The organism is Flavobacterium beibuense, assembly GCF_004151245.1.
Taxonomy (GTDB): domain Bacteria; phylum Bacteroidota; class Bacteroidia; order Flavobacteriales; family Flavobacteriaceae; genus Flavobacterium; species Flavobacterium beibuense_A.
In genome coordinates, this window is the sequence record NZ_JUIW01000001.1 from 66,807 (window position 1) to 84,294 (window position 17,488).

Sequence of the window (17,488 nt, forward strand, 5' to 3'; positions counted from 1 at the left end):
AAAGAATTGCTAGTCTGGGATAAAAACATAATGTTTATCCTGTATTTTTTCGATTAGTAAGATTTATTACTGGTCGATTTTTTTTTGCCCGAAAGTTTCATCTTTTCGGATAGGCACTTTTTTTAAATCTCGTTTTTTATTAAGAACAGTCAATAGGATTATTTCTTTTTGTTGATAATCAATATGTAAGTATGTGTGTTGTTTTGTGTAGTATGGAATTTAGGGTGAATTGAGAAGGGAATTACAACTATTTAAGGAATATAGGCATCTTAATAAGTAAGGCTGTAATGATGTTGAGTTAAAGTACTACAGTTTTAAAACGAATTTCCGGAAAAATACATGTGGTTCTGTCAGTACTACCTGTATGTAAGAATAAACCAAACCGCTATATAATGAACATAGACCTTACTTTGAGGCGATTTCTTTTTACGTTTTCGCTCTTAATGTTTAGTATGGCAACTTTTGCCCAATTGCCCAATTTTACCTTAACGGTTACCCCTACACCGCAAACCTGTTTGGGTAATGGAATGCTTGGTTTTTCTGTTTCAGGTACTAATCCTTCGGCAAGTATAGATTATACGGTGTATCTTTTACCCGATACCACTACGCCTGTAGGTGTAACCACCTCATCATTTTTAGGTAGTTTAAGTGCAGGAGATTATATGGTAGTGGCGACCCAGTCGTTAGGCGGTAATTCTAATACTCAAACCGCTTCAGTTACCATAATAGATCAGGTGATTGCATTGAACTATCTTCTTCAAACGGTTAAAGTAAGGTGTGGTGCAGATGGAAAAATAACTGTGAATGTATTAACAGGAACAGCAGTTTCTTACGAAATAATATCCGGTCCCGTAACAAGGCCGTTACAGCCATCAAATGTATTTAATAACCTGCCTGTGGGTTTATACCAGGTAAGGGTACATGATAACTGCGGAAATGCAGTTGTTGTATCTGTACAGCTATTGCAGCAAACACCAACAATGTCGTTAGAACCTTTTACAGCTTTTTTAGATCCTTTACCTGACTGTAATACTATAACGATTCAAAATACTATTCCGGATTTTCTTCCTCCCGGAACTGATATATTTTTACCTATAACTGCAACTTATACTGTATATCCTCCAAACGGAGGTCAGCCTGTTACTTTGCTGGCTCCTGATAATGGTTTAAGTGTAGATATACCTTTTTATAATGGTGAACAATATAGTTATGATGTAACGGTTGTTGATGCCTGTGGTAATGTATTTGAATTTCAGGATTTTATAATAACACCTACTTTTTCTGCTATTGTTACTCCGGAAGTTTATACTTGCGAAGACTTCAGCTTCTCTATTGATGTGTTTAATTATATGCCGCCATTTACGGTTCAGTTTTTAGATACGCCTGCCGGATTTAATCCTGCTTCTTTTAATACCATGCATCCTAATTTTGCCGAAACCGAACAAATGGTGTATGGTTCTGAAACCAATAGTGTTCCTATGGGAGACTATACAGTACAGGTTACCGATGGTTGCGGGAATGTTGCGGTAAGTAGCTTTACAATCCAAACATTAGAGCTAACGCCTCAGGTAGTAGTACAAAGTTTGGGTTGTACTTCGTCCTCTGTAAAATTAAGTATACCAGGTAGGGATATTATTAGTATAGAATTAGTAAGTGCACCTGCAGGGTATCCGGAACCTTTGCCTCAGGATTTGTCGGCCATGATAAATGGTGATGGAGAATTTATGATCACAGGATTGGCTTATGGTACTTATGTTTTTGAATTTACCGATGAATGCGGTATAGAGTATACTGAAGAAATTACAGTAGGGTCTTCAACTTTTAATGTCGATGTTAGTCAGCGCCCCGGCTGCGAGGAGGGCATAGGTTCTATGATGGCAAAGGGCATAGGTACCAATCTCACTACTGCAACTATAATTGCTGCTCCGCCTGCATTTGAAGTCCCATTGCCTGTAAGCGTTTCGGGAAATATAAATTTTGTAGGCACCTTTTATATGAACAGCCTTCCGGAAGGAGATTATGTTTTTAGTTTCAGCAATGAATGTGGTGGTATTATCACTATGGATATTACAATATTGGGATACCACAAAATAGTAAACAGCTATGCAGTTACAGAAAATTGCGGCTCATTTGTGCTTAATATACAAAATGCCAGTAACGGTACCGAACTTCAGCAATTCTGGCTGCAAAAATATTATCCGGGTATTAATGACTGGGGGCATCCGGGAACCGGGGCAACAGCGGCTAATATAAGTAGTGTAAATGCAGCTGCGTTAATAAATAATGCAAATAATTTAAGCCTGCCTTATGATGGTCAGTTCAGGATAGTTAAAACATTTAATACCTATAGCAACGGCAGTTCGGCAAATAATAAATGTATAGAAGTTTTACATGAATTCTTTGTAAGTGGAGGTCCGCAAATTATAGATTATTATAATACTCCCTGTTTAACAGGTAATGTTGAAGTGGCTATTGAAGCCGAAGGTATAGGACCGTTAAACTATGCTGTAATAGAAATGAATGGTGAGCCATTTTTTATAGATAACGAAGAGTCTAATATTTTTACAGGACTGGTGCCCGGGACTTATATTTTTAGGGTGGAAGACAGTTGCGGTAATTACAGAAATGTACAACTTGATCTTACAGAGGTACAGCCTATAGAAATAACAGCTTCAAATTTGTGTCAGGGTGTAAATGGGGAGCTGTCTGTTCCGCAGTTTTCGTTTCTTAGCTATGAATGGTATAACGGCGATGACCCGGACACGATTTTAAGTACATCAAACACTCTTGAATTTTTACCTTTTAATGGTAATACAGATTCTGGTACTTATTATGTTAGGGTATTTACTGATAATCCTGTTTCTTGTATGAACCAGATATTAGAATATGAGGTTTTACCAACCAACGAACTTAATGCAGGTGATGATAATACAGTTTTGTATTGTAATGACGGTTCTGTAATAAATCTTGAAAACTTTTTAAGTAATCCTCATGATGAAGGAGGGGTTTGGAGTGATGTTGCCGGTACCGGAATGCTTTCCGGTAGTGAGTTTGATATTGCTAATATGGAAGAGGGAATATATGAGTTCAGATATATTATAACAGGAATGTGTAATATGGCCGATGAAGCTGTTATTACCATTAACCTTAGGGATATTCCTGATGCACCACAGGCAGACCCAGTAGCGGCGATTTGTGAGGGGGGAGATATTATACTTGGTGCCGGGGAAGTTGTAAATGCAGTTTATGAATGGACAGGACCGGATAACTTTACTTCTTCAGAACAAAATCCTGTTATAACAAATGCCGGGATAGCTGCTGCAGGTACTTATCAGGTAAGGGTGTTGGTAAACGGATGTGCTTCGTTAATGACACCTATAGATGTAATAGTAAAAGAATTACCTGTTTTTGAAATTGCGGGAGATGCTTCGTTATGTGAAGGACAAACAGGGCAACTTGAAATAATAAGCGGAAATTTTGATGAAGACCTTGTTACTTATCAATGGTACCTGGATAATAATCTTCTTGAAGGTGTAGATGCTTTGGAGATTGAGATTTTTGAAACCGGTGTTTATAGTGTAACAGTAAGCAGTGATGGCTGTATTGCAGAGGAGTCTTTTGAGGTAACCGAAAATACAGCTGCTTTTGATGTAGTAATAGAAAACGGTTGTCGTGATTTTGATTATATGGTGTGGATTTCAAATGCTGATGAACTGGATGGTGTTTCATATAACTGGACAGGCCCGGAAGGGTTTAATGCGGTAGGTGCGGAAATTAATATATCACAATTACCTGCGGGTACATACAAGGTAGAAGCTGTTAATGTTGAGGGCTGCAGTGTAACTGCCTCAGTAGATATTGATAATACTTTTTGCCTTATTCCGAGGGGAATATCTCCCGGAGATGCTGATTATAACAATGAATTTGATTTGTCTAACCTTAACGCGCAGGATTTAAAGATTTATAACCGTTATGGCTTACTGGTGTATGAAAAGCAAAATTACAAAAACGAATGGTACGGACAGTCGGATAAAGGTGATGAACTACCAACAGGGACGTACTATTATGTGGTGACGCTTTCTGCCGGAAAAAAAGTAACAGGCTGGGTATACCTGCAAAGAAATTTAAACTAACTAAACCTCTATATTATGTTAAACCTTACTGCCGGAAAAAAGATTTTTACACTTTTTTGGCTATTATTTTCACTTACTGCTTTTGCACAATTGCCATCCTTTACGGTAACGGCGACCCCCACCGCGCAAACATGTTTGGGTAACGGTTCACTTGCATTTTCTGTTTCCGGTACAGATCCCGCTGCAAATATTGATTATACCGTATACCTTTTGCCTGATACCACTACTCCTGTGGGAGTTACCACTACTGCAACTTTAAACAGCCTTGTGGCGGGGAATTATCTTGTTGTGGCTACCCAGTCTCTAGGAGGCGAATCTAATACAGCATCGGTAAACGTTACTATTGCAGATAATACTGTCCCTATTGGCTATACAATACAAGGGACGAATGTACATTGTGGCAATGATGGTGTTATTGAGGTAAATGTTACCTCTGGTGCCCCCCCGTTAACATACGAAATAATGTCTGGTCCCGTAACATTTCCTATACAGTCATCAAATGTGTTTAGCAACCTGCCGGCAGGGTCTTATCAGGTAAGGGTTCACGATGGCTGTGGTGATGCTAATGTGGTTACTTATCAGTTAATAGCAGTTCCGGCGGATATTGTTATTGATGATCCCATTGTGGAATCGGCGATGTTACCAAGCTGTACGACTGTAAATGTTACTCATTATTATACCCCCGGGGGTGGCAATAGTGAAATATTTTTCCCTTTGCAATTTCAGTTTACAGTTTATCCTCCGGGTGGAGGGATGCCAATAATAGTTACACAAAATATATCAACAGGTTCACCAACTAACATAAATAATACTACCTCAACAATTCCTTATTATAATGGGCAGGCTTATAGTTATGATTTACAGATCACGGATGCCTGTGGTAATATATTTACACTGGATGATGTTGAAATTGATGAGGAAATAGATATTGAACTTAATTTTATGAATAGCGGTTGTGAGGAGTTTGTTCTCAATTTGATGCCGGATCATTATATGGGGCCTTATACAGTAACGTTTATTGATTCTCCTGCAGGCTTTGTTCCTTCAGACTTTAATGCTTCACATCCGGTTTTTGCGTCGGGAGGAGCTTTTTATGGTACGCCGGCAAACCCTGTACCTTCAGGTCAATATACTGTACAGATTACAGATGCCTGTGGAAATACGGTTCAGAAAACTATCGTTGTTGGTGGAAGCGGAAATCCAGGTTATATAGCGTCTTTTAATTCTGAGATATGTGCCGGTCAGGTAGGTATTAGTATAGAGGGAGGAGTTATAGTGGACGTGGATATAATAGCAGCGCCGGGTACATATCCTCAAACCTTACCGGATGATGTTTCTGAATATATTGATGATGTTGATTTTTTTATGCAGCCTCTTCCTGCCGGAAATTATGTGTTTTTAGTAACCGATGCCTGTGGTAATGAGTCTGAACTTATTGTAGAAATATCACCCGGTCAGGGCCTTGATTTTTCTTTTGACCAAAGGCCGGGGTGTGCCATAGGGGAAGGCTCGGTAAGAGTATATATTAGTGGTAACAGTATTGTAGATACGATAGAAATAACTTCGGCGCCTGCTTCGTTTACTGAAGTATTACCTTTTGATGCATCGGCATTTATTGCAGAAAATGGGGCTTTATACATGAATTCGTTGCCTCAGGGTAACTATACTTTTGAAGGGCTTGACGGATGCGGAGTTGCACATTCAGGCCAGGTTTTAATTGAAGGTTATGCGGAACAAACCAATAACACGCAGGTTATTCCAAACTGTGGCTCATTTGATTTTTCTCTTGAGTTTGCATCAAACAACAATAACAGTGTTTCTTTTTGGTTGCAAAAATATGATGAGGTTACCGATACATGGGGGCATCCTGAAACGGGTGTGACTTATCAGGAAGGTACGCAGCCAAGTAATATGAATTCAAGATTCTTAAATAATAACACAACTAATGTTAACCTGGCTTATTTAGGACAATTTAGGGTTATAAGAGTTTTCTTTGTGTTTTCGAACGGGCAGGTTCCTACTACAAGGTGTGTGCAGGTAGTTAATGAGTTTACGTTTGATGGCCTGCCAAAAATTATTGATGTATTCAGTCTGCCTTGTGGTGGTCCAAATATGCAGGTAGCTGTTGATGCAGAAGGTATGCCGCCACTTACTTACAGTATTACTCAAATGAACGGAAATCCGTTTCTTATTGATAACGGTACTGATAATGTTTTTACCGATTTGGCTCCGGGGACTTATAACTTTAGGGTTACAGATGATTGCGGAAACTTTAGAAATATGCAACTGGATATTAACGATCTTGAACCGGTAGATATAGTAGCTACCGGATTATGTGATGGTGCAGACGGACAACTTTCGGTTTCGCAATTTTCAATATTTGAATACCAATGGTGGAAGGCGGATAACCCAGGGGTTATTTTGAGTACAACCAATACCCTGGATTTTCCTTCATTCAATTCTGCTACCGATGCAGGAACTTATTTTGTAAGCTTAGTGGCTACAGGTGGGGGTATTGATTGTGAACAGATACTGGAGTATGAAGTGTTACCTTCTGCAGCTGCAAATGCAGGGGACGACGATACTATTAACTATTGTAACGACGGAGAGGCTATAGACCTAAACGGACTTTTAAGTACTCCGCATGATGAAGGTGGTGTATGGAGTGATGTAAATGGTAGTGGGGCTCTTGTTGGTAATATGTTTACTACAGAAGGACTAACAGGAGGTGTGTATGAGTTCAGGTACAGGGTAACCGATATGTGTGATAATGCTGATGAAGCTGTTATTGTAATTAATCTTAGAGATATTCCTCAGGCGCCACTTGCCGATCCTGTGGCAGCAGTTTGTGAAGGTGAAGATATTCAGCTTGGTGCTGTTACTGTAGCAAATGCCGTTTATGAATGGACAGGTCCTGCTAACTTTACCTCTGCAGAACAAAACCCAATGATAGCAGGTGCAGGTGTTGCTGCCAATGGTATTTATGAGGTTAGGGTTATTGTAAACGGTTGTATTTCTGAAGCAGCTACTGTTAATGTTGTAGTTAATCCATCGCCTGATTTTAATATAGAAGGCGATACTGTTCTTTGTGAAGGGCAAACCGGACAACTGACTGTTGCGGCAGAAAACTTTGATGAAAATGTGGTTACCTACCAGTGGTATTTTGAAGAGGAACAGCTTCCCGGTGTAGATGCTTCTGTTATTGATGTTCAGGAAATAGGAACCTATCGCGTTGAGGTTAACAATAATGGTTGTTTAGCAGAACGAACTATAATAGTGACAAGAAATACAAATGCTTTTGAACTGGTACTTGAAAACGGATGTAATAATTTTGATTATGTAATATCTGTAACAAGTACTGATGATCTTGACGGGGCTACTTACAACTGGACGGGTCCTGAAGGATTTAATGCTTCAGGTTCTGAAATCGTAATTTCAGAAATGCCTGCCGGAACCTACGCGGTTGAGGTTACTAATATGCAGGGCTGTTCTGCAACTGCATCAGTAAATGTTGAAAGTACTTTTTGTACAATACCAAGAGGTGTATCTCCTGGAGATGATGGTTATAATGATACTTTTGATCTTTCTAACCTGAATGTCCAGGAAATAAAAATATTTAATCGTTACGGGCTTAAAGTGTATGAAAAGGTTGGTTATATAAATGAATGGCATGGCCAATCAGATAAAGGAGAACTACCTACAGGTACCTACTATTATGTAGTTACACTTTCGGCCGGTAAACAGGTAACAGGTTGGGTCTACCTTCAAAGACCAGTTAATTAATGGTATTTTAAGTGTCAAAAAAAGCTTAGCATTTGCTAAGCTTTTTTATTTATTAAGATGTAAGTCGTTACTTCTTTCTTCATCATCTTCTTCCAGAAGACTTTCACGTACTTTCTTGAACAGGTCTGACGAGTAAACAAATTCCACAATAGATTTATTTCTTGTTTCCAGTATCTGTTCATTATTACCTTCCCACTCTTTTATTCCGTTTTTAAGGAATATAATCTTTTCACCTATCTGTAATACAGAGTTCATATCGTGTGTGTTTATTACAGTAGTAATGTCATACTCACGGGTAATTTCCTGTATAAGTTCATCAATAAGGATAGATGTTTCCGGATCAAGGCCTGAGTTAGGCTCATCACAAAATAGGTATTTAGGGTTGTTAACAATAGCCCTTGCTATGGCAACCCTTTTTTGCATACCTCCCGAAAGTTCGTTAGGAAACTTATGGTTGGCGTCTTTCAGGTTAACCCTGTCAAGTACTTCATTTACCCTTTCTTTAATTACCCTGCTTTTCTTGTCGGTAAACATTTTTAAGGGAAAACCTACATTCTCTTCCACATTCATGGAGTCAAAAAGGGCGCTGCCCTGAAATACCATTCCTATCTCTGTTCTAAGCTTTCTTTTTTCGTCTTTGCTTAGTTCAGAATATATTCTTCCGTCAAATGAAATTGTTCCTACTTCAGGGGTATGTATGCCTAAAAGCGATTTAAGCATTACGGTTTTACCCGATCCGCTTCGTCCTATGATAAGGTTAGTTTTTCCGGTTTCAAAAGTTGCAGAAATACCTTTAAGCACTTTGGTATCCCCAAACGATTTTTCTATGTCTTTAATCTCAATCATTAGCTTAAAAGTAATTGCGTTATAATATAGTTAACGGTAATAATAACCACACTGGTCCACACGAATGATGTGGTACTTGCCTTACCAACTTCCAGCGCTCCTCCTTTCATGTAAAAACCATGGAATGAAGGAATGGTTGCCAACAGCATACCAAAAATAAAGGTTTTAAGAAATGCATAAAACACATGGAAAGGTATAAAGTCGGTTTGTATACCGGTAATAAACTGATCACTTCCTACAAAGCCTCCATAAACACCTGCAAGCCATCCTCCTAAAATACCAAGGAACATAGAGATTGCGATTACAAACGGATACAAGGTAAAAGCTACAATTTTAGGAAATACAAGGTAATTAATAGCATTAACCCCCATAACTTCCAGTGCATCTATCTGTTCTGTTACCCTCATCGTGCCTATACTCGAAGTAATGTAAGAACCTGCACGACCTGCCATAATTATGGAAATGAAAGTAGGTGCAAACTCAAGTATAACTGATTGCCTTGTCGCAAATGCGATAAGCGATTTTGGTATTAGCGGATTGGTAAGGTTAAGTGCTGTTTGTATAGCAACAACCCCGCCTATAAAGAACGAAATGAAGGCTACAATGCCTAGTGAACCGATAATAAGGTCGTCTATTTCCTTAAGTATCAGCTGTTTCATTACGACCCATTTTGTTGGCTTATTAAAAACCTCCTTGATCATAAGGAAGTAATGGCCTATCTGATGTAAAGCTTTAATCATCTAAATTTCGAAATAAAGGCTAAAGTACCGAATTGTACCCAGTTTTTAGTATTACTTAATAGTTTTTTAATATTCTTGGGTTAGTTAAAGACTTTCTTTTTCATCTTTGCCCAACGGTATTTTCTTATGAACTTTGCCTGCTCTTTTGTTACCAGCATAGTTTTCTTTTCTCTCTTTGCTTTAAAGTAACCGTTTATGTAATCGGCAAAAAGTGAAGGTTTGCCTTTTCTTATTGCCAGCTTAGCAGAAGCGATAGCGGTAATTAAAAATCCGTAGCCTAAAGTATAAAATGCTGCACCCTGTTTGTAACGTGCCGCTTTATCGTAATTAGCTCCGGTAGGTTTTAGGTGTTTTACCTTGAGGTTATCTATGGTTATTACTTCCCAACCGTAAAATTTTGCAAGCAGTTCGTCTACAGTGTCCCATCCCATGGCAACCCTTAGTTTGTCCATCTGTAAAAAACACTCTTTACGATACGCTTTAAATGCGCCGCGAATATGGTCTTTGTCAGTAAGGTTCTCCAGTATCCATTTGCCGTTTTGCTCTATATAGGCAAATCCGCCTACAATGCCTGCCTTCGGGTTATTTTTAAAAGTATTGAGTATAGTTTCAAAATAATTGTCAGGCAGTATAAGGTCGGCATCCAGTTTTACAATGACATCATAATCTTCATCAATGGTTTCATAACCGGCATTAAAAGCCTGTATTACTTTGCTTCCCGGTAGGTGAACTGCATCGGAAGATTTATTGACCAGTTTTATCCAGGGATATTTTTTAGCAAATTCTTTTACTATTTCTGCTGTCTTATCTGTTGAATTATCGTTTACCACTACAGCTTTTGCAGGCAAAACAGTTTGTTCTGCAAGCGATTGCAGAGTGATAGCCATAAAAGCTTCCTCGTTGTATGCCGGGATAATGATGTAATATTTCATTTTATACAGAAATTGGTGCAAATATCTCTATTTTTGTGTTATAAGAAAAACACAAATCTTGAATAAAACAGTTTTCGTAGTTATTGTAACCTATAACGGAGCACATTGGATGGATAAGAACATTCAGTCCCTGCTTAACTCCTCGTATCAGGTTAAGATTATTGTGGCAGATAACTGCTCTACGGATGATACTGTTAGTGTAGTTGAAAAGTATCCTGAGGTTACATTTCTTAAAATGACCTCCAATCTTGGTTTTGGCAAAGCTAATAATATAGGGATAAAGGAAGCCCTTGAAAAAGGAGCTGATTATGTTTTTCTTCTTAATCAGGATGCATGGGTGTTTAATGATACCGTAGGTAACCTAATACAGGTAATGGAAAAGGATACAGGTATAGGATTGGTAAGTCCGATGCATTATATAGCCGATGAGGTAACTCTCGATTCTAACTTTAAGACATATCTGGATAGGGGAGTACCTTTTCACAATTCACAAAGTTTAATACAGGTAACTTTTGTAAATGCTGCTGCCTGGATGTTAAGTAGGGAGTGTATTGAGAAAACAGGTTACTTCGAACCGCTTTTCGGACATTATGGAGAGGATCGTAATTACTGCGACAGAGTTTTATATCATGGCTTTTCCATTGTTATAAACGAATACTCTAAAATAGTGCATGACAGGGTAATAACCCGAAATTTTAAAAAGGATATTATACAATGCAGATATAAGCTGCTTACCACTTTGCTAAACATTAATCATGGTTTGGCTAAGAGCTATATGCTGGGATTAAAAGATGTTTTAGGATTGACCAAATATTTTAGTAAGTTTTATGGGTTTGGTAAATCAGTTAAATTGTTTTTTAACCTGTTTGGATATTATATCGGCCTGATGTTTAAATCGGGACAAATAATAACAGCCAGAAACAACGCAAAATAAATGGAAAAGAAAGCCTCCATAAAGCAGTTTTTTCTTTACTCGGTTATTAACTATATCGGTACGGCAATAGGTGTCGTGTCTACTGTTCTTATATATCCTCAAAACAAAGAGCTGTATGGTACCATAAGTTATGTAGAGGGTATAGCTCAGTTGCTATTTCCTATTATGGTACTTGGGGCGTCTCAGGCACTTATAAAGTTTTATCCTGCACTCGATGAATATAAAAAGAGGCAGCTCTTTAATTACAGCATTGTTTCGGTAGGGATTATTAGCGCTGTTGTTTTTTTAGGCATACTGCTTTATAATAATTTGAAGGAGAGTGAAACCGGCTGGTTGCTGTATTTTGCTTTTCCTATAGCCTTATCGTTGGCTTTTGTGGAGCTTTTCAGAAAACAGGCTCAGGATCTTCAAAAACTTGCGGTACCTACACTTTATGAAAAGCTGTTTCCTAAAATAGCTTTGCCATTGGTTTTTATATTATTCCTGAACCATATAATCGGGGTATATGAATCGCTTTTGTTTTTTGCGGTTTGTTACGGACTGATTTTTATCCTTACAGCTATATATGTTTTTAAGCATTACAAACCGGGATTTAATTACAGATTTAAAACCCTGTTTGGAGAAATATCAAGAAAAGAATACTTCCGTTATAGCCTGTATGCTTTTGCAGGCAGTTTAGGTTCGTTGCTGGCTTTCAGAATAGACAGTATAGTAATCTTTAATATGATATCCGAAGAGGCTAACGGTACTTTTAAAATAGGGTCTAATCTGGCTTCTACGTTGCAAATTCCGGCTGTGGGATTGTTTGCCTTATATGCGCCTATTGTTTCAGGCTATCTTAAAAATGATAACTTCAGCGAACTGCATGTTAAGTATAAAGAGGTGGCAAGGCTGCTGTTTTTTATAGGAGCAGTTTTATACAGTTGTATATTTTTAGGAATCGACGATCTTTTTATGCTAATGCCTACCAGGGATAAACTGATGGACAGCATACCTGTTATTCTTGTTTTAGGATTTAGTGTGCTGGTTAATATGGCTACCGGTTTTAATTCAGAAATTATTACCTATTCTAAGTATTACAGGTTTAATCTTATTACCATACTATTACTTATATTGCTTAATATATCGCTAAATGTGTATTTTGTTTATGCCGGTTACGGAATACTTGGTGTATCCTATGCTTCCTTTATTGCTATGGCACTGTTTAATATCTCTAAGCTTATATTTATTTACAAAAAGTTTAAACTTATACCTTTTGATGCTGCTTTCTTTAAGATGGCTGCTGTGTTTGTGTTTACTCTGGTGCTGGTTTATTTTTTACCTAATGCAGAAAGTCACCTTGTTAACCTGTTGTATAAGGTAGGCCTGTCGTTTATTTTAAACATTGTAATTGTTTATAAGCTGAAATTGGTGCATCAGGTAAACGTATGGATAGATAAAGTAATGTCTTTTGGGAGGAAATAAAAAAGGACAGCCATAGCTGTCCTTTCCAAGATAATATTTAGAGGAATTAAATTTTGTAAACAAAAGCATTGATATTCATTCCGGCACCTACCGAAGCAAAAATTAAAATGTCTCCTTTATTAAGTTCCTGATTTTCCAATTGTCCTTTTATAAGCAGATCATAAAGGGTAGGAACAGTTGCTACGCTACTGTTACCAAGTTTATGGATACTCATAGGCATAACTCCTTCAGGAGGTGTTTTGTCGTATAGTTTAAAGAAACGATCAATGATAGCTTCGTCCATTTTTTCGTTAGCCTGGTGTATAAGTACTTTCTTTACATCATCTATGGCTACCCCGCTATTGTCAAGACACTCTTTCATAGCGAGAGGCACGTGGTTAAGAGCAAATTCGTAAATCTTGCGTCCGTACATTTTTATATACCGAACATCAGGATCGTGAGTAACATTATAGGAATTTCCAAAGAAAAGGAAATAGGCTTCGTCATAAGTAAATGATGCTGTTTCGTGTGCCAATATACCGCCTTCCTCATCGGTAGCTTCAATAATACTGGCTCCGGCTCCGTCCGAATAGATCATGCTGTCGCGATCATGCGGGTCTACCACACGGGAAAGTGTCTCGGCACCTATTACCAGACAACGTTTTGCCATGCCGGCTTTTATAAATGCTTTTGCCTGTATAACGCCTTCTACCCATCCCGGACAACCGAATAGGATATCATAGGCCACACACTTAGGATTTTTTATTCTAAGGCTGTGTTTTACGCGTGAAGCAAGGCTTGGTAATATATCAGTTTGAATGGCGCCTTCCTTTACATTGCCAAAGTTATGGGCAAAAATAATATAGTCTATTGTTTCCGGGTCAATACCAGCATCCTCAATAGCTCTTTGAGAAGCAAAATAAGCGATATCAGAAGTAAGCATGTCATCATCAACATAACGACGCTCTTCAATTCCGGTTATCTGTTTAAATTTTTCAGCAACCTCTTCGTTAGAGTAAGGTAGTGGTTTTCCTCCTTCGCCTAAAAAGCTGTGCTGGGCAAATTCTAAGTTTGTTACTATCCTAGTAGGTATGTAACTTCCTGATCCTGTTATTCTGATATTCATTATATTGTTTGTTTAAAGCTAAGTTAATTATAAAAACGTTATATTAATATCTAAACTGTTATGCAAGCATATAATTTGCAGATATCTAAAAATAAAGGGATTTATTTATGAAAATGATATTTTATGCAGACTGAATTTTTATTTTCATTATAGTTGCTATGCTAAGCGCTCTTGTTTTTATTTTCTCTGCATTTGAACCTGTGAACAAAGTGTCTGTTGTGGTGTTAAAATGTGACAGCCAAATGTCAAAATGAGTATTGGTTAGGGGTTCTTTAGCATTTAAATCCAAATGTAGCTGCATCACATTTTTTTTATAATTGCCGGTATGAAACAGGCTTAATTCCCAAAAATCAGTAAGATGGGGCAGGTGTGCCTCCAGATCTATTTTAGCAACATCGGTAAATATATAGCTTATGGCAGGGTCGGCTAAAAGGCGGTTGTAAAATTCCCTCATTAGTAATTCTATGTCTGCTCTTGTTTCTATATCTTTCATCCTGTTTGAAGTTTGCTCAAAGTTAAGACACGACTCACAATTTGTTTATGATGCAAATCACTATAAATAAAAAAGGCTGCCTTTGGGCAGCCTTTTTTGTTGAAGATATTAGTTGTTTTCTTCCATGTAAGCTTCAATTGGTGCGCATGAGCAAACCAGGTTACGGTCGCCATAAGCATCATCAACTCTTCTTACACTTGGCCAGAATTTATTTTCTGTTAAATACTCAAGCGGGAAAGCAGCTTTCTCTCTTGTGTATGGTAAATCCCAAGAATCAGAGGTAAGCATTGCTAATGTGTGCGGAGAATTTTTAAGCACGTTGTTTTTGTCATCAGCAGAAGCCTCTTCAATTTCCTGACGGATAGCGATCATTGCATCACAAAAACGGTCAAGCTCTTCAAGGTTTTCACTCTCTGTAGGCTCGATCATTAATGTACCTGCTACCGGGAATGATACTGTTGGCGCGTGGAAACCGTAGTCCATTAAACGTTTAGCAATATCAGTTACCTCAATGCCATTTTGTTTAAACGGACGGCACTCAATAATCATTTCGTGAGCGGCACGGCCCATTTCGCCTGTATATAAAGTCTGGTAATGACCTTTTAGTCTTTCTTTAATGTAGTTAGCGTTAAGGATAGCGTGGTGAGTAGAGCTTGTTAAGCCTTCTTCACCCAGCATAGTGATGTAACCGTAAGAAATAAGGCATACAAGTGCAGAACCCCATGGAGCTGCAGAAATTGCAGTAATAGGAGTGTTACCACCGGTAGTAATTACAGGGTTTGTAGGCAGGAACGGAACAAGGTGTGAGGCAACACATATCGGGCCAACACCAGGGCCACCACCACCGTGAGGGATAGCAAATGTTTTGTGCAGGTTAAGGTGGCAAACGTCTGCGCCAATTGTAGCAGGGTTAGTTAAACCTACCTGTGCATTCATGTTAGCACCATCCATATAAACCTGTCCGCCGTTATCGTGGATAATTTTAGTTACCTCTTTAATTGAAGCCTCATATACACCGTGAGTAGACGGGTAAGTAACCATTAAACAAGCAAGGTTATCTTTATGTTGCTCAGCTTTGGCTCTTAAGTCTTCAACATCAATGTTTCCGTCTTCAGTTGTTTTGGTAACAACCACTTTCATACCTGCCATAGTAGCAGTAGCAGGGTTAGTACCGTGAGCCGAAGCAGGGATTAGGGCGATATCTCTGTGGCTGTCACCTCTTGACTGGTGGTAAGCACGGATAACCATTAAACCTGCATATTCACCCTGAGCACCAGAGTTAGGCTGTAGTGTAGTACCTGCAAAACCTGTAATAACATTAAGCTGCTCTTCAAGTTTTTTAAGCATTATCTGGTAACCCTGAGCCTGCTCAAGCGGAGCAAACGGGTGGATGTTGTTCCATCTTGGGTAGCTTAGCGGTAGCATTTCTGCAGCAGCGTTAAGCTTCATGGTACAAGATCCTAAAGAAATCATAGAGTGGTTAAGAGAAAGGTCTTTACGCTCCAGTTTCTTAATGTAACGCATTAATGCAGTTTCGCTGTGGTATTTGTTGAATACCTCGTGCTTAAGGAACTCACTTGTTCTTATTAAAGAAGAAGGGATGTTTTCTGTTTGTGCAAGGGCAGTAACAGTTTCAGCAGTTTTTCCTGTAGCTTCAGCAAATACAGCAACAATATCGTTAATGTCTTTTATAGAAGTGGTTTCGTTAAATGCTATAGAAACCGTATCGTTATCTACATAGTAGAAGTTAATCTCTTTGTTTTCTGCAGCAGCCTTAACTTTAGCAGCATCAGCTTTAACTGTAATAGTGTCAAAGAATGAAGTGTTTGTTTGATAAACACCAATTTTGTTAAGAGCCTCTGCAGTTGTAACAGCGCTTGCGTGTACTTTATCTGCAATGTACTGAAGCCCTTTAGGACCGTGGTATACTGCATACATACCTGCCATAACAGCAAGAAGTACCTGAGCCGTACAAATGTTTGAAGTAGCTTTTTCACGTTTAATGTGCTGCTCTCTTGTTTGAAGCGCCATACGAAGGGCACGGTTACCGTTAGTATCAACAGTTACACCAATAATCCTTCCCGGCATACTTCTTTTGTACTCTTCTTTAGTAGCAAAGTAAGCCGCGTGAGGACCACCGTAACCCATTGGGATACCAAAACGCTGAGTAGTACCTACTACAACATCAGCACCCATTTCGCCCGGTGAAGTAAGTTTCACTAAGCTTAATATATCTGCAGCTACAGCTGTCTTAATTTCTTTTTCTTTTGCTTTAGCAATAAATCCTGCATAATCGTAAACCTGACCGAATTTACCAGGGTACTGTAGGATAGCGCCAAAGAACTCATCAGAGAAATCAAACTCTTCGTGGTTACCTATTACAAGCTCCACACCTATTGGAGTAGAACGTGTTTGAAGTACCGATAAAGTTTGAGGTAGTATTTCTTCGGAAACAAAGAACTTGTTTACGTTGTTTTTCTTTTGATCACGTGTACGAACATCAAATAAAAGAGCCATAGCTTCTGCTGCTGATGTACCTTCATCAAGAAGGGAAGCATTGGCAATTTCCATACCTGTAAGTTCAATTACAGTAGTCTGGTAATTTAATAAAGCTTCAAGACGCCCCTGAGCAATCTCTGCCTGATATGGAGTATAGGCAGTATACCATCCCGGGTTCTCGAAGATATTTCTTTGTATAGGAGCCGGTACAATAGCAGGGTGGTAGCCCAAACCGATATATGACCTGAATATTTTATTTTTTGCTCCTAACTGATGTATGTGGTTTAGATACTCATATTCCGTCATTGCAGGATCCAGGTTTAACGGAGCCTTTAAGCGGATATCATCCGGTAAAGTTTCATAGATCAACTGGTCTATGGATTCGACACCAATGGTCTTAAACATGTGCTGCAGATCATTCTCCCTTGGGCCAATGTGTCTTAAAGCAAAAGCATCTGTTCTCATATGATATTGTTGCGTGTTTTTTAGAAGGTACAAAATTAGTTAATTATATCCAAATTTTAATGTCTTTTTTGCTGCGAAATTTAGGAATTTTTCA

Annotated in this window: 10 protein-coding genes; 4 read left to right on the forward strand and 6 right to left on the reverse strand. The window is 38.5% G+C overall.

All coding sequences use genetic code 11. The features are described 5' to 3' along the window. Positions 1-452 precede the first annotated feature (452 nt). Complete coding sequence (locus NU09_RS00310) at positions 453-4,133, forward strand: gliding motility-associated C-terminal domain-containing protein (protein WP_165357627.1); 3,681 nt, start codon at positions 453-455, stop codon at positions 4,131-4,133. A gap of 15 nt (positions 4,134-4,148) precedes the next feature. Beyond that, entirely contained in the window at positions 4,149-7,916 is a 3,768-nt protein-coding gene (locus tag NU09_RS00315) for a gliding motility-associated C-terminal domain-containing protein (RefSeq protein ID WP_129749258.1), read from the forward strand. Positions 7,917-7,961: 45 nt separating this feature from the next. Here NU09_RS00315 and NU09_RS00320 read toward each other — a convergent pair whose 3' ends face one another. The 3 genes from NU09_RS00320 to NU09_RS00330 form a co-directional block, all read right to left on the reverse strand. Next, positions 7,962-8,762, reverse strand: coding sequence for an ABC transporter ATP-binding protein (locus NU09_RS00320; protein ID WP_129749259.1), 801 nt, complete (start codon positions 8,760-8,762; stop codon positions 7,962-7,964). After that, positions 8,762-9,502 (reverse strand): MlaE family ABC transporter permease, encoded by a 741-nt coding sequence (locus NU09_RS00325; RefSeq protein ID WP_129749260.1) that lies wholly within the window; start codon positions 9,500-9,502, stop codon positions 8,762-8,764. The genes NU09_RS00320 and NU09_RS00325 overlap by 1 nt, the downstream gene beginning before the upstream one ends. A gap of 80 nt (positions 9,503-9,582) precedes the next feature. After that, positions 9,583-10,434: a glycosyltransferase family 2 protein gene (locus NU09_RS00330; protein ID WP_129749261.1), complete on the reverse strand. Its 852-nt coding sequence runs from the start codon at positions 10,432-10,434 to the stop codon at positions 9,583-9,585. A 58-nt stretch (positions 10,435-10,492) separates the two neighbouring features. Here NU09_RS00330 and NU09_RS00335 point away from each other — a divergent pair, with 58 nt between their 5' ends. Together NU09_RS00335 and NU09_RS00340 are read left to right on the forward strand one after the other, a co-directional pair. Next, positions 10,493-11,368 carry a glycosyltransferase family 2 protein gene (locus NU09_RS00335; protein ID WP_129749262.1) on the forward strand — a complete coding sequence of 292 codons (876 nt, stop codon included), beginning with the start codon at positions 10,493-10,495 and terminating at the stop codon, positions 11,366-11,368. Continuing rightward, on the forward strand, positions 11,369-12,832 hold the full coding sequence (locus NU09_RS00340; RefSeq protein WP_129749263.1) for a lipopolysaccharide biosynthesis protein: 1,464 nt from the start codon (positions 11,369-11,371) through the stop codon (positions 12,830-12,832). Between the two features lie 46 nt (positions 12,833-12,878). Here the strand turns inward: NU09_RS00340 and NU09_RS00345 are convergent, their stop codons facing one another. The 3 genes from NU09_RS00345 to gcvP form a co-directional block, all read right to left on the reverse strand. Then, positions 12,879-13,937, reverse strand: coding sequence for a 3-oxoacyl-ACP synthase III family protein (locus tag NU09_RS00345; RefSeq protein WP_129749264.1), 1,059 nt, complete (start codon positions 13,935-13,937; stop codon positions 12,879-12,881). A gap of 121 nt (positions 13,938-14,058) precedes the next feature. Continuing rightward, positions 14,059-14,430, reverse strand: coding sequence for a group III truncated hemoglobin (locus NU09_RS00350; protein WP_129749265.1), 372 nt, complete (start codon positions 14,428-14,430; stop codon positions 14,059-14,061). Between the two features lie 108 nt (positions 14,431-14,538). After that, positions 14,539-17,394 (reverse strand): aminomethyl-transferring glycine dehydrogenase, encoded by a 2,856-nt coding sequence (gcvP, locus tag NU09_RS00355; RefSeq protein ID WP_129749266.1) that lies wholly within the window; start codon positions 17,392-17,394, stop codon positions 14,539-14,541. Between the last annotated feature and the right edge of the window lie 94 nt (positions 17,395-17,488).

Excerpts from the sequence above, each read along its gene's own strand:
- NU09_RS00310 (WP_165357627.1), top strand. The coding sequence starts at position 453 with ATGGCAACTTTTGCCCAATTGCCCAATTTTACCTTAACGGTTACCCCT.
- NU09_RS00315 (WP_129749258.1), top strand. The coding sequence starts at position 4,149 with ATGTTAAACCTTACTGCCGGAAAAAAGATTTTTACACTTTTTTGGCTA.
- NU09_RS00320 (WP_129749259.1), bottom strand. The coding sequence starts at position 8,762 with ATGATTGAGATTAAAGACATAGAAAAATCGTTTGGGGATACCAAAGTG.
- NU09_RS00325 (WP_129749260.1), bottom strand. The coding sequence starts at position 9,502 with ATGATTAAAGCTTTACATCAGATAGGCCATTACTTCCTTATGATCAAG.
- NU09_RS00330 (WP_129749261.1), bottom strand. The coding sequence starts at position 10,434 with ATGAAATATTACATCATTATCCCGGCATACAACGAGGAAGCTTTTATG.
- NU09_RS00340 (WP_129749263.1), top strand. The coding sequence starts at position 11,369 with ATGGAAAAGAAAGCCTCCATAAAGCAGTTTTTTCTTTACTCGGTTATT.
- NU09_RS00345 (WP_129749264.1), bottom strand. The coding sequence starts at position 13,937 with ATGAATATCAGAATAACAGGATCAGGAAGTTACATACCTACTAGGATA.
- NU09_RS00350 (WP_129749265.1), bottom strand. The coding sequence starts at position 14,430 with ATGAAAGATATAGAAACAAGAGCAGACATAGAATTACTAATGAGGGAA.
- gcvP (WP_129749266.1), bottom strand. The coding sequence starts at position 17,394 with ATGAGAACAGATGCTTTTGCTTTAAGACACATTGGCCCAAGGGAGAAT.